Source organism: Cognaticolwellia aestuarii (assembly GCF_002000025.1).
GTDB classification, from domain to species: domain Bacteria; phylum Pseudomonadota; class Gammaproteobacteria; order Enterobacterales; family Alteromonadaceae; genus Cognaticolwellia; species Cognaticolwellia aestuarii.
In genome coordinates this window covers 116534-130755 of sequence record NZ_MUZV01000005.1, presented here as the reverse complement: position 1 = coordinate 130755, position 14222 = coordinate 116534, and the positions used below count along the sequence as shown (strand labels likewise).

The window sequence follows — 14222 nt, the reverse complement described above, 5'->3', positions numbered from 1 at the left end:
ATTGGATGGTTTACTGTAAATTAATAGTGATTAAATAGTGTTAATCAAATAATAAATAAGCTTTTTTCACTATGCTATTTATTCATTTATGACTAAATTTTTATTTGAGCTATAAGTTTATTATTTAGTAAATAGTCCAATGGTCAATAAATAGGGTATATACTTTTAAGTGATCTTATAATAACTAATCATTCTATAAACAGCCGTTATCTTGTTATAAAGCCTTTGAATTAACTTTCAAATGCTTTAATATCCGCGGCGAATAAAAACAAAGAGCAAAGGCTCCTGGAAATTAATTATGGCCAGAAATTCTATACTTGGCATTTTTGCAAAATCGCCAATTAAACCCATAGAACAACATATTCGAATTGTACATAAATGCAGCCGTCAACTTGTGCCTTTTTTCGCAGCCGCGACCGAGGAAGATTGGAGTAAAGCTGGAAAAATTCGTAATAAAATCTCTAAATTAGAACGTGAAGCTGATGACTTGAAGCGTCAAATTCGTTTAGAACTTCCTGGCGGTCTATTTATGCCCGTCGACCGTGCAGATTTATTAGAGTTATTAACGCAACAAGATAAAATTGCTAATCGTGCTAAAGACATCGCTGGACGAATCTTTGGCCGAAAACTCACCATTCCTGCTGTACTGCAAGCCCAGTTTATTGCCTATGTGGCTCGTAGCGTCGATGCTGCTGAAAAAGCTGCAGATGCTATTAATGAATTAGACGATTTATTAGAAACCGGTTTCCGTGGTCGTGAAGTTGATTTAGTGACAAAAATGATCAGTCAACTTGATGAAATTGAAGACGATACCGATGGTATGCAAATAGACTTGCGTAAAGACTTATTAGCAATTGAAAAAGATTTAAATTGTGTTGATGTAATGTTTTTATACCAAATTATTGATTGGGTTGGTGATTTAGCTGATCTTGCTGAGCGTGTAGGTGCACGTTTAGAAATTCTTTTAGCTAGAAAATAAGGCTTACTCATGGATATTTTACTTTCACATGGCTCTACATTAGTCATGCTTGCCGCAATTGTCGGCTTTTTTATGGCTTGGGGCATAGGTGCAAACGATGTTGCTAATGCTATGGGGACATCAGTTGGTTCAAAAGCGCTAACGATAAAGCAAGCCATTATTATTGCAATGGTATTCGAATTTGCTGGCGCTTATTTAGCTGGCGGTGAGGTTACCTCAACGATACGTAAAGGCATTATAGACCCAGCCTTATTTATTGATATTCCCGAACTACTCGTCTTTGGTATGATTTCAGCGTTATTTGCTGCGGCAACTTGGTTGCTAGTTGCTTCTATTTTAGGTTGGCCAGTATCTACAACGCACTCTATTGTTGGTGCTATTATTGGTTTTGCGGCTATTGGCGTTAGCCCAGATACAGTTGCTTGGGGCAAAGTAGGTGGTATTGTTGGCAGTTGGATTGTTACACCGTTAATTTCTGGTGTTATTGCTTTTATTATCTTTAATAGTGCTCAAAAGTTAATTTTTGATACTGATAAGCCGTTAGCGCAAGCTAAGCGTTATGTGCCGTTTTATATGTTTTTAGCGGGTTTTGTTTTATCTTTGGTTACCATTAAAAAAGGTTTAAAACATATAGGTTTAGAAAACGTAAACTTAGGTTTTTATAATTTTGAAATAGGTGGAGCTGGTGGCTATTACTTAGCTATTATCGTTGCTGTTATTGTTGCTTTTATTGGTAAGTATTTTATTAGTCGCCTTCAGTTTGATGAAAAAGCCGATAAAACAACGCATTATGCCAATGTTGAAAAAGTCTTTGCGGTATTAATGATTGTTACAGCTTGTTGTATGGCCTTTGCTCACGGTTCGAATGATGTTGCTAATGCAATTGGTCCATTAGCTGCGGTTGTTAGTATTGTTGATAACGGTGGTGAAATTGCGAAGAAAGCAACATTAGTTTGGTGGATTTTACCATTAGGCGGTTTAGGTATTGTGGCTGGTCTTGCTTTGTTTGGTCATCGTGTTATCGCGACAATAGGCAATGGTATTACCCACTTAACCCCTAGCCGTGGTTTTGCAGCTGAATTAGCAGCAGCTTGTACCGTTGTTATAGCTTCTGGTGCTGGTTTACCTATCTCAACTACACAAACCTTAGTGGGGGCTGTGTTAGGTGTGGGAATGGCACGTGGTATTGCCGCAATTAACTTAGGTGTAGTTCGTAACATTGTTATTTCTTGGGTCATTACTTTACCGGTAGGTGCAGGCCTTTCTATTATCTTCTTCTGGATAATGAAGTCGGCATTTAGTTAACCAACTAAGCATCATGATATTGAGCCAGTCGTTGACTGGCTTTTTTATCTTCAATTTTTATTTTTTATGCTTTTTTTGTTGGTTTTTTATGCTAACAGTCATGGTTATCGAAATAGCTAAAGAAAATGGCTTGCGAGCGAGATTAATTCACTATATTATGTCGCCTCTTTCGCAGCAAATGTAATACCTATTGTAACGAAAGGTTGTGCCTTGATAGCTCAGTCGGTAGAGCAGAGGATTGAAAATCCTCGTGTCCCTGGTTCGATTCCGGGTCAAGGCACCATATTTTATAGACACTTAAAACCTCAGCATAACTGCTGAGGTTTTTTTTTGCTCATAAGCTTATAAAAATACCATATAGTTCGCTGCCGCTAAGATAAAGCGCAGGAGATGGTATCTCAAGCTAGTTTTAGGCTGTTGTATGTTATAGCTGTAATGCTGGTAGGCTTGAAAAGCAGCATCATAAAAAACCCGCTGAGAAAGCGGGCTTTTTTTATGATGCAGTCGTGTAAAACTAGGCCTTGTTCTGTGCTTGCTTTTCAGCGACTTTGCTTGCTCTTCGTTGTTCAATCACTTGTTTTATTTCACCACCAATGTGTTCTTCGCCACGTGCCTTCGCTAAATTTATTTGCTTTTCACGCTCTTGAAAGCGGCTTCGTTGTTCATCTGTATATTTGTCATAACAACGAGGGCAACTTACACCTTGTATATAATGCTCGCTAGTTTTTTCTGCTGCTGTAATTGGGTATCGGCAAGCAAAACATTGGTCATACTGGCCGCGTTCAAGGCTATGATTAACGGCAACTCTACCATCGAAAACAAAACACTCACCTTGCCATAAGGTTTCTTGTTCTGGTACTTCTTCAAGATACTTTAAAACACCGCCTTCTAAGTGGTAAACGTCTTCGAAACCCTGCTCTTTTAAATACGCTGTAGATTTTTCACAGCGTATACCGCCGGTGCAAAACATAGCGACTTTTTTATGTTTCGTTTTATCTAGGTTTTTTGCAACATACTCAGGAAATTCACGAAAGGTTTCTGTGTTCGGGTTGATCGCATTCTTAAAGGTACCAATTTCAACTTCATAGTCATTACGCGTATCGATTAATAACACTTCAGGATCAGAAATAAGCGCATTCCAGTCTTTAGGCTTAACATAAGTGCCGACCGTTAATGTGGGATCGATACCTTCAACTCCCATTGTGACTATTTCTTTTTTTAGCTTAACTTTTGTGCGTTGAAAAGGATTGTCTTGATGGAAGGAGCACTTAGATGAAACGCCGGCAAGGCGACTGTCACTATTAATAAATGCTAATACGGCCTCTATGCCGGCTTGAGAACCTGCAATAGTGCCATTAATGCCCTCAAGTGCTAACAGTAGAGTACCCTTAACGGCATTGTCTTCCATTACTTTTTGTAAAGGTGGCTTAATATCTTCAAAATTCTCTAAACGAACAAATTTATATAATGCACAAACTGTGATGTTATTCATGTAATTATTGACCCATTGAGCGAGCCTGATAGTAAATCAGGAGCTTTAGATTGATTGTGGCTGCCGTTATAGGCAGTGCTTAGTTGTTTTACGATTTTATAAAACGGTCGCATTCTAGCAAATGTACTTAACCGAAAGTAGTATTTTACTGATTTATTGTTATGCGATCAGTCAGCGAAATGCTGATGTTAACTTCTGCAAAATTGTAAAAGTTATACTATTGCGATGTAAACTTAACGCTGCAACATATTGTTGACAGTTGTTTATCAAGTATATTTTATTGACGTAGCCTTTATCGGGTTGCTTGATATAATATTGCGTTATTAGCTATTTATTTTTCTCTGGAGTTGTTTAACCTATGTCTAACACCAATTTACTTAATGAAACACATGATCCGGCTTTAGCTAGCTGGGTTGAATCCGCGAACTTAGAAAATTGTGACTTTCCAATACAAAACTTACCTTTTGCCAGCTTTAAACGTAAGGGCAGTGAAGAAGATTTTCGAGCGGGTGTGGCTATTGGTGATCAGGTTTTAGATTTAAAAGCACTATTTGCTTTGAATGTCTATGATGGTGATGTGCAAATGGCGCTGGCAAAATGTTGTCATACACAATTAAATGCTTTTATGTCGATGGGCAAACACTTTTGGAGTGCCTTACGCCACGCTTTGTCAAACGGCTTATCAAAAGGAGCTGAGTTACAAGCTGAGTTTGCATCATGTTTAATTGCACAAGCTGATGTAGAGTATGCTTTGCCATGTCAAATTGGTGATTACACTGACTTTTATACTTCAATTCATCATGCGACATCTGTTGGCAGTAAGTTCCGTCCTGATAACCCATTATTACCGAACTATAAATGGGTGCCTATTGGTTACCATGGTCGCTCTTCTTCAATTGAAATTTCAGGGAGCAACTTCAAGCGTCCTAAAGGTCAAACGAAAGCGCCAACGGCAACTGAACCATCTTTTGGGCCATGTAAACGCTTAGATTATGAATTAGAAGTAGGCGTATTTATTGGTAATGGCAATGATTTAGGTAACCCTATCAGTATTGATAATGCTGAAGACCATGTTTTTGGTATTTGCTTATTTAATGATTGGTCGGCACGTGATATTCAGGGTTGGGAATATCAACCGTTAGGGCCTTTTTTATCAAAAAGCTTTGCCTCAACAATTTCTCCTTGGATTGTGACTTCAGAAGCCTTAGCGCCATATCGAGTACAATGGACTCGTGATGAAGCAGATCCTCAACCTTTACCTTATTTAGAGTCAAAGCATAACCGTGCTTTGGGTTCTTTAGATTTGAATTTGCAAGTATTAATTGAAACTGAGGCAATGCGTAACTCGTCACAGCCTGCAGTTCAATTGTCGCAATCAAACTTTAAAGATTCATACTGGACTGTTGCACAAATGGTAGCCCATCATACGGTTAATGGTTGTAATTTACGTCCAGGTGATATGTTTGGTAGTGGTACTCAGTCAGGACCTAATCCTGAAGAAGCAGGTTCTATGCTTGAATTATCTAATGCAGGCTCAGAGCCTATCGCATTACCTAATGGTGAGACGCGTACCTTCTTAGAAGATGGCGATTGTGTCATCATGAAAGGTTGGTGTAAAAAAGCAGGTGCTGCCCGCATAGGTTTTGGTGAAGCGAGTGCAACTGTGCTAGCTGCAGATTAAGCAGCTAAGCTTGTTATCTGAAAAGCTCCACATTGTTGGAGCTTTTTTGTTAATTTTAAGTTTTTACTTTTTACTTTTTACTTTTTACTCTCCCCATTAGAGAAGCTCGATTAGCTTTCAACCCCTCCGTTAACAAGCCATTAACCTTTTGAAGCTGTAATTTTTCTTCTACATTTATCTAATTAAGAAAAAGTTCATTTTTTTTATATTTTTTTTTGCTTGTTTTATGTGCAATGGTCACTTTTTTAAATACGAAAAAGTTCGCACACTCACTGTTTGAATCTTTTTCTACAAGCTAGGTGGACTCTCGGTTACAGATTGGTTACATATGTTAATGCAATCCGACATAGTCTTCGTAGAGCTTTGTTAATCATTTCATTTTATTCATTCAATGCTAATTCTTAGACTAAAACACTACTTGTAAAGCAATTCTAGCTGTTTTATAAATAATCAAGCCTTTTGGTTTATCCACGCTAATATTAGTCAAGTGTTAGTGTTCAGATTGGTACAAAAGGTAAAAATAAAATTATAAAAATAAATAGCTATAAATTATATAGAATATAAACCTTAGGAAGGAAATAACATGTCTACAAAATTTCGTACGGGCACACTAGCCCTGGCTGTAGGTCTAGCATTAGGTACAGCACCAAGTTTTGCCGCTGAAACTGACCCTGCAGCAAAGAATAAAAACATTGAACGTATTGCTGTTGTTGGTTCTCGTTCAGCGCCGCGCTCAGTGGCTGACTCACCGGTACCAGTGGATATTGTTGGTAGTGATGAATTAGACAAAAATGCCTCGAGTGACATGTTAGATATGTTACAAGCTGCGGTTCCTTCATTTAATGTTCGCCAACAACCTATTTCAGATGCTGCGTCATTTATCCGCCCGGTTAACTTACGTGGTCTATCTTCAGATTCAACATTGATTTTACTGAACGGTAAACGTCGTCATCGTGCGTCAGTTATTGCTTTCCAAGGTGGCGGTGTTAATGATGGTGCTCAGGGTCCAGATATTTCTGTAATACCTTCTATTGCTTTGAAGCAAGTTGAAGTTTTACGTGATGGTGCTGCGGCCCAATATGGCTCTGATGCTATTGCTGGGGTTATGAACTTTGTGCTTAAGGACGACGCTGACGGTGGCTCAATCTCCGTTAAAAAAGGCGCTTACTATGAAGGCGATGGTGATTCAACTATTGTAGATGGCAACATAGGTCTACCATTCACTAAAGATGGTTTTGTTAACCTTTCTTTTCAATACAAAACCGCAGATGCTACTAGCCGAAGTGTACAACGTCCCGATGCACAAGCTTTAATTGATGCCGGCAATACTAGTGTTGAGACACCAGCAATGACCTGGGGTAACCCTGAAATTGAAGACGACATTACTTTATTTGCTAATGTTGGTCTTGATTTAGGTAATGATAAAGAGTTTTACATGTTTGGTAACTACTCAGATCGTACAGCTTCTGGTGGATATTATTACCGAAACCCTCAAAATCGCGGTGGTGTCTTTTCTAAAGATGTCTTCGACTATGATATTGATTTAGATGGCGATGGTGAGTTTGATCCTACAAGAAAGGTTTGGCTTGTTGGTGACATGGATGGTGAAGGTGTTAATGGTTGTCCAACAGATTTTACTTTAGTTGATAATGTTGCAGGTACTAGTGTTGGTAATATTTTAGATACACCTGAGTATGCTGCGGTTGCTGCCAGCGCAGGATGTTTTGCATTTAACGAATTGCTTCCTGGCGGTTATACCCCGCAGTTTACCGGTAATATCAATGATACTGCATTAACAATGGGAACACGTGGTGAGATCAAAGGCGGCTTTTTAGATGAAGCTTCTTATGATATTAGTGCCTCTGTTGGCCGTAATAAATCTACTTATACTTTAGTTAACACTGTAAACCCATCTATGGGGGCATTAAATGCTGACCAAGCAGGTCTTTCATTTGAAGTTGGCTCATATATCCAACTAGAGAAAGCGGTGAATGCTGATTTAGTACAAAGCTTTGATATGGGCTTAGAAGACCCTGTTAATGTCGCCACTGGTTTAGAATGGCGTCAAGAGAGTTTTGAAATTGTTTCAGGTGAGCAAGCATCATGGCAGCAAGGACCGTTAGCAACCCAAGGCTTTAGTGTTGGCTCTCATGGATTTGCTGGCTTTTCACCAGAAGCTCAAGGTATTAATAAACGTCAAAGTGTTGCAGCTTATGTTGATGTTGAAGCGTACGTGACTGAAGACTTTCTATTAGGTGCAGCTTTACGCTATGAAGACTTCTCTTCATTTGGTAATACCACCAACTATAAATTAACCGCGCAGTACCGAGTCAATGATGAGCTGTCTTTTAGAGCTTCGCATAGCACGGGCTTTCGTGCACCGACAGTTGGTCAAGCAAGTGTCGTTAATACGCAAACCTCACTTGTGAACGGCGAACTTGTGCAATCAGCAACGTTTCCACCAACACACCCAGTATCAGCCCAAAAAGGTGGTGTAGAGTTACAGCCTGAAGAGTCAGTAAGTTACGCCATTGGTCTTGTTTACCAAAGTGGTGACTTCTTTATGACAGTTGACGCTTATAATATTGAAGTGACTGATCGTGTTGCTCAAACGGATAAGCTTGATATTACTCAAGAAGATGTCGATGATTTAGCCGGGTTGTATCCAAGTCCTGAGTTATTGTTAGGCGGTAAAATAACCTTCTTTGCTAATGACTTTGATACAACAACGCAAGGTGTTGATATCGTAGCTAACTACGGTATGGAGCTAATGGGTGGTGATACTAAATTTAGCCTAGCTTACAACTATAATAGTACTGAAGTTGATGACCCAGGTAGCTTTACTACAGGTTATAAAGTTAGACGTTTAGAAGAAGGTATTCCTGAGCACCGTGCAACATTTACCTTAGCGCAAAGCTGGGAAAATGTGAGTATGTTAGTACGTGCCAACTACTTTGGCGAGTGGTTTGCAACGCATGCTGATGAGCCTGATGAATTCAGCTCATATGGTTGGTCAGAAACAGTTGGTTCTTCATACACAGTTGACGCATCTGTAAGTTACTTCTTAAATGACAATTGGACATTATCAGCCGGTGCTAACAACATTTTTGATACCGAAGCACAAAAACTGCAAAAAGATGGCGGTGCATATGGTGTTGTTAGTGGTGTTTACTATGAAAGTGGTCCGTTCGATTACAATGGTGGTTACTACTACGTGAAAGCTGCTTATAAGTTTTAATTAAACTGACAAGCTAAACCTGAAAAGCCATATCCTGTGATATGGCTTTTTTATGTTCAGGACGAACGGTATGCTACGATCACATGGATGTGCAAGAGTAGCGATGTTCAGGACGAACGGTATGCTACGATCACATGGATGTGCAAGAGTAGAGATGTTCAGGACGAACGGTATGCTACGATCACATGGATGTGCAAGAGTAGCGATGTTCAGGACGAACGGTATGCTACGATCACATGGATGTGAAAGAGTAGCGATGTTCAGGACGAACGGTATGCTACGATCACACCGGCATATCAGCATCGTAATGCAGAGTTGTAAACCTTACTGACGAGTTAATTACTGCCATTAGGTGCTAGAGAGTTCTGCTGTAAGTAGCTATGTTTAAATTGCTTTAAGTCGGCAAGTCTTTGTTGTGCTATTGCTTGTTTTATTGCTAAGCCTTTAAACCCCTTTTCTACAAATGGTTTGGCTGTAACTTTACTGAGTAATTTAAAGGCACTGTAGAGAAAATCTTGTTGTTGATAGGCTCTTTTTTCAAAACCAAGACGACCGGTATAATCAGCTTGGCAACAGAGTAAAAAGTCTTGAAATTCTTCAGGCTTGCGCCAAACATCTAGCTGATCAAATAACCTTAATATGGTGCTAGCTTTCAACTCGAAGGCTTTATGTGCATGTAGATGAAATTGGCAAACTTTTAATGCCAGTGACTTATGGTTACTTGGTACGCGTAAGCGAGTGCACAATGCATCTATTAAAGGTAACCCCGCTGTTTCATGACCTGGATGTGAAGGTAAGTTATCTTCTTCAGTTAATGATTTACCTAAATCATGACAAACACTGGCAAACCTGACAGAAGTTTTCTTTGACAATATAACTGCTTGTTTTAGCACCATCATGGTATGCACGCCTGAACACACTTCAGGGTGCCATTTTTCAGGATTGGGAATACCCCATAGGTTATGCAACTCAGGCCAAAGTACTTTGAGTGCTTGGCATTGATAGAGTACTTGAAAAAATACTTCAGGGTTTGAATCGGCCAAACTTCGTTGAATTTCTTGCCAAACACGCTCACCAGATAGGCTGAGTAACTCACCAATTTCACTTAACTGAGTCATTAGTGTAAGTGTTTCTGGAGCTATTTTGAAACCATATTGGTGATATCGAGCAGCAAAACGTGCTACGCGTAATACTCTTAATGGATCTTCAATAAATGCAGCAGAAACATGGCGTAGCACACGATCAGTTAAGTCGTTTTGGCCACCGTAAGGGTCAATTATTGTCCCATTATCTGTCATCGCCATAGCATTGATGGTTAAATCGCGACGTAATAAATCTTCTTCAAGAGTAACGTTAGCTGAAGCGTCACAGTCGAATCCTGTATAGCCTTGACCTGCTTTCTTTTCAGTGCGAGCCAAAGCATATTCTTGTTTACTTTTGGGATGCAGAAAAACGGGAAAATCTTTGCCTACTTGGATAAAACCTAGTGCAAGCATTTCTTTGACACTAGAGCCGACTACAACATAATCTTTGTCAACAACCGGTCGGTTGAGTAGGGCGTCACGAACGGCGCCGCCGACTAAAAAATAATGTAAATGTTGTGCTATTTTTGACATGGGTGGCTATAGGCCTCTTAAAATAAAAACATATAGAATAATCATATTGTTAAAGTTTAACATAACTGTTGACGATTTTTGACATATGAACGTGTTCAGGTTAATTTCATTGGGTCGATTCATCAGTTAAGATTTTCTATGTACACAAGTTACTTTGGTTTAGAAGAAAAACCTTTTTCAATTGCGCCAAATCCCGATTATTTATTTATGGGCGATCGCCATCGTGAAGCGCTAAATCACTTAACGTATGGTTTGGGAGATACCGGTGGGTTTGTTTTATTGACCGGAGAAGTTGGTACAGGGAAAACCACCATTAGTCGGCGATTGATGGAAAATTTACCTGAGAACACCCAAGCCGCTTTTATTCTTAACCCAACACTTTCTAGTCAAGAGCTTTTAGCCACACTGTGTGATGAATTAAAAATTCGCTATCGTAAAACTGGCGCAACGCTAAAAACACTCACAGATAAAATTCAACAAAAATTATTAAAAAACCACGATGATAATATTAATACACTGTTGATCATTGATGAGGCTCAACATTTACAACCAGAGGTTTTGGAGCAGCTAAGACTGTTAACCAATTTAGAAACTAATACTAAAAAACTTTTACAAGTCATTTTAATTGGTCAGCCTGAGTTACAACAACTATTACAGCGTCGAGACTTACGGCAATTAGCACAACGAATAACTGCACGATATCACTTATTACCACTTAATAAACAAGAAGTTGAACAATATCTGAAACATCGACTTTCGGTTGCCAAATGCTTTCGAGATATTTTTGATAAAAGTGCAGTAAATGCTATTCACAAAATTTGTCATGGTATTCCACGCTTAATGAACTTGCTCGCAGAGCGCTCTTTAATGAATGCTTACAACAGCAATAATGCAGTTGTTAATCGTAAAATTGTATTACAAGCAGCGCATGATGCACTAGGAGACGAGTTTGAAGTTATCCCTTGGTGGCAAAATTCTTGGATAAAAGCAGGTGGTTTACTTTGCATATTACTTTTAGTATTAACCGCAGGTATTTGGTGGGGGGCACAAAAGTTTGAGGCTATTGATAATAGCGCTAAATTAGCTAATGTAGCTGAAAGCCAAGATACCGCCTCCGATAAAACAACCATCACGACAGAGCCAGATAATAGTGCTGTTAAACCTAGTACACAGGATAGTGTTATTAATGATGGTGACAAGGAGCTAAACTCTGAAGCTAATGATATTAGTGTCGCTGCTGTGCCAAACTCTAATAATTCTGAGGTTGAAACGTCAAATAAGGTGGTAGCTAATGATAATGAATTTACGGTCAATGAACGTAAGTTAGCTGCTGTGCAAACGACTGTAGCGGCGAGTGAAAAAGTACAGCAAAAACCTGCCAATGATAACTTTGTTGTTGAGGCAGCCGATGGCGTTTCTGATGAGTTACTTGCTAGTTTTCAGGCAGCAATCGAGCAAACCCAACAAGATGATGAACACCAACTCAGTACGAGCGTTGCAAGTGGCGAGCTGTTGCCATTAACGCAAATGCCTGCTTGGGTTCAAGATGGTGTGCCGTCGATAGCATTTGAAATGCATATTTACGCCAGTGACGGCCAAGGGTGGATCCGAGTAAATGGGCGTGATCGTTATGAAGGGGATTATATTGCTCGTGAGTTACTACTAAATGAAATTCGCCCACAGCAAGTGATCCTGAGCTTTCGCGGTGAAAAATTTACTATGGCGGCGCTTTCATCATGGAATTAGCGCGAGCACTTACCATTAATGATTAAGTTTCGGTCAAGCCTACTCTTAAAACTTAAAACTTAAAACTTAAAACTTAAAACTTGAAGACATTTGATTATGTCGTTAATCATCAGCTCTTCAGCTGATGATTAACAGTTAATGCCAGTTGTTATTGCCATGCTGGCATTTGAGCCTCATAGCTTTCAATCTTGCTAAGTTTATTTAATGTCCAACCGACACTATCAACACCATTTTCCAAGCAATATTGATGAAAAGGTGCTAGTTCAAAGTGAAACTTTGAGTGCGCGGTATTAACGGTTTTAGTCGCTAAATCAACGCTAAAGTGTTGAGGGCTAGTTTTAGCTTGCTGAAATAATTCAGTGATGATCTCTTCTGATAAAATAATCGGTAAGATACCAATATTAATACAATTAGCGTAAAAAATATCAGCAAAGCTTGAAGCGATAATCACTTTAAAACCATACTCTTGCAGTGCCCAAGGGGCATGTTCACGGCTTGAGCCACAACCAAAATTTTCGCCAGTAAGTAAAATGCTAGCTCCTTGATATTGTGGCTGGTTAAGGATGAAGTCAGGGTTAGCTTGATGACCAGCGTTATCCAAATAACGCCAATCATGAAACAAATGCTGACCAAAACCAATGCGCGTCGTTTTTTGTAAAAACTGTTTTGGGATAATTTGGTCGGTATCAACATTGGCTGCGTCTAAAGGTACAACTAGACCCGAGTGTTGGTTAAATTTTTCCATGTTATGCTCCTTGGGTCTGTTGGTTTAATTGAGTTAGGTCAACGAAGTGACCGGCAATAGCCGAAGCTGCCGCTAATTCTGGGCTGACTAAATGTGTACGACTGCCTCGACCTTGACGACCTTCAAAGTTACGGTTACTGGTAGATGCACAACGATCGCCTTCAGTTAACACGTCATCGTTCATACCTAAACACATTGAACAACCCGGCAGGCGCCACTCAAATCCAGCATCAATAAAGGTTTGTGCTAAGCCTTCTGCTTCAGCTTGTTCTTTAACACGATAAGAGCCAGGCACAACAATAGCATCAACGGAAGCTGAAACTTTCTTACCTTTCGCAATAGCTGCCGCAGCACGTAAATCTTCAATTCTAGAGTTAGTACAAGATCCTATAAATACTTTGTTGATGGCGATGTCGGTAATTTTTGTTCCGGCAGTTAAGCCCATATATTTTAAGGCCGCAAGACATGACTCTTTTTCAACCGGGTCAGTAAAATCTTCAGGTGATGGCACTACGCTATCAACTTGTGTGACTTGCCCTGGTGTAGTTCCCCAAGTAACTTGGGTTTTGATCTCTTTAGCATCAAGGGTTAAATAGCTATCAAAAGTTGCCTCAGCATCTGATTTTAGCGCTTGCCAATCATTTACGGCTTGTTGCCATACTGCGCCTTTTGGCGCGTATTCTTTATCTTTTAAATAATCAAATGTTGTGGCATCAGGAGCAATTAAGCCGGCTTTAGCGCCAAACTCGATGCTCATGTTACAGACCGTCATCCGTTCTTCCATACTTAGACGCTCTATTGCCTCACCACAATACTCAACGACATAGCCAGTAGCACCAGCACTGCCAGTTTTACCGATAATGGCCAAAATAATATCTTTTGCACTGATGCCGGGGGCAACTTGGCCTTTAACTTCTATTTTCATGGTTTTGGCTTTCGTTTGACGTAGAGTTTGCGTTGCGAAAACGTGTTCTACCTCTGAAGTGCCAATACCAAAAGCTAAAGCTCCAAAAGCACCATGAGTTGCGGTATGAGAGTCACCGCACACTATCACGGTACCAGGAAGGGTTAAACCGAGTTCAGGCCCCATAACGTGGACAATACCTTGGTTTTTATGGCCCATACCGAATAGCTCAATACCAAATTCTTTACAGTTTTTTTCTAAGGTACGTAGTTGATTTGCAGCCCCTTCACCGGCAGCGTTAATTTCGATTGAACGCGTAGATATGTTGTGATCCATGGTTGCGATAGTACGCTCTGGGTGACGCAGCACCCGGTTATGGAACTTCAGGTTAGCGAAGGCTTGAGGTGATGTCACTTCATGGATCAAATGACGATCAACATATATTAATGGCGTTTCGTCAGCTTTTTCTTCAATGACATGTTGTTGCCATAATTTTTCGTATAACGTGCTCGCCAT

The 14222-nt window shown here is 39.8% G+C and carries 9 protein-coding genes and 1 tRNA gene; 6 read left to right on the top strand and 4 right to left on the bottom strand.

Features of this window, described 5'->3' with window-relative positions; all coding sequences use genetic code 11:
• Positions 1 to 298: 298 nt before the first annotated feature.
• The 3 genes from B0169_RS09225 to B0169_RS09215 all read left to right on the top strand — a co-directional run bounded on the left by B0169_RS09225 (position 299) and on the right by B0169_RS09215 (position 2567).
• Positions 299 to 979, top strand: coding sequence for a TIGR00153 family protein (locus B0169_RS09225; RefSeq protein WP_077285683.1), 681 nt, complete (start codon positions 299 to 301; stop codon positions 977 to 979).
• 9 nt (positions 980 to 988) lie between these two features.
• Positions 989 to 2284, top strand: coding sequence for an inorganic phosphate transporter (locus B0169_RS09220; protein WP_077285682.1), 1296 nt, complete (start codon positions 989 to 991; stop codon positions 2282 to 2284).
• Between the two features lie 207 nt (positions 2285 to 2491).
• A tRNA-Phe gene (locus B0169_RS09215) sits at positions 2492 to 2567 on the top strand.
• Positions 2568 to 2798: 231 nt separating this feature from the next.
• On the opposite strand, the gene trhO is transcribed toward B0169_RS09215, so the two are convergent.
• The gene (gene trhO / locus B0169_RS09210) at positions 2799 to 3776 is read right to left on the bottom strand and encodes an oxygen-dependent tRNA uridine(34) hydroxylase TrhO (RefSeq protein WP_077285681.1); all 978 of its coding nucleotides are present in this window, start codon (positions 3774 to 3776) and stop codon (positions 2799 to 2801) included.
• A 358-nt stretch (positions 3777 to 4134) separates the two neighbouring features.
• On the opposite strand from trhO, the gene fahA reads away from it, so the two are divergent.
• Complete coding sequence (gene fahA / locus B0169_RS09205; protein ID WP_077285680.1) at positions 4135 to 5457, top strand: fumarylacetoacetase; 1323 nt, start codon at positions 4135 to 4137, stop codon at positions 5455 to 5457.
• A 583-nt stretch (positions 5458 to 6040) separates the two neighbouring features.
• Entirely contained in the window at positions 6041 to 8695 is a 2655-nt protein-coding gene (locus B0169_RS09200; protein ID WP_077285679.1) for a TonB-dependent receptor plug domain-containing protein, read from the top strand.
• A gap of 335 nt (positions 8696 to 9030) precedes the next feature.
• On the opposite strand, the gene B0169_RS09190 is transcribed toward B0169_RS09200, so the two are convergent.
• On the bottom strand, positions 9031 to 10311 hold the full coding sequence (locus B0169_RS09190) for a multifunctional CCA addition/repair protein (RefSeq protein ID WP_077285677.1): 1281 nt from the start codon (positions 10309 to 10311) through the stop codon (positions 9031 to 9033).
• A gap of 138 nt (positions 10312 to 10449) precedes the next feature.
• Here B0169_RS09190 and B0169_RS09185 point away from each other — a divergent pair, with 138 nt between their 5' ends.
• Entirely contained in the window at positions 10450 to 12057 is a 1608-nt protein-coding gene (locus tag B0169_RS09185; RefSeq protein ID WP_077285676.1) for an AAA family ATPase, read from the top strand.
• A 148-nt stretch (positions 12058 to 12205) separates the two neighbouring features.
• Here the strand turns inward: B0169_RS09185 and leuD are convergent, their stop codons facing one another.
• Both leuD and leuC read right to left on the bottom strand, forming a co-directional pair.
• Complete coding sequence (gene leuD / locus B0169_RS09180) at positions 12206 to 12802, bottom strand: 3-isopropylmalate dehydratase small subunit (protein ID WP_077285675.1); 597 nt, start codon at positions 12800 to 12802, stop codon at positions 12206 to 12208.
• 1 nt (position 12803) lies between these two features.
• The gene (gene leuC, locus B0169_RS09175) at positions 12804 to 14222 is read right to left on the bottom strand and encodes a 3-isopropylmalate dehydratase large subunit (RefSeq protein WP_077285674.1); all 1419 of its coding nucleotides are present in this window, start codon (positions 14220 to 14222) and stop codon (positions 12804 to 12806) included.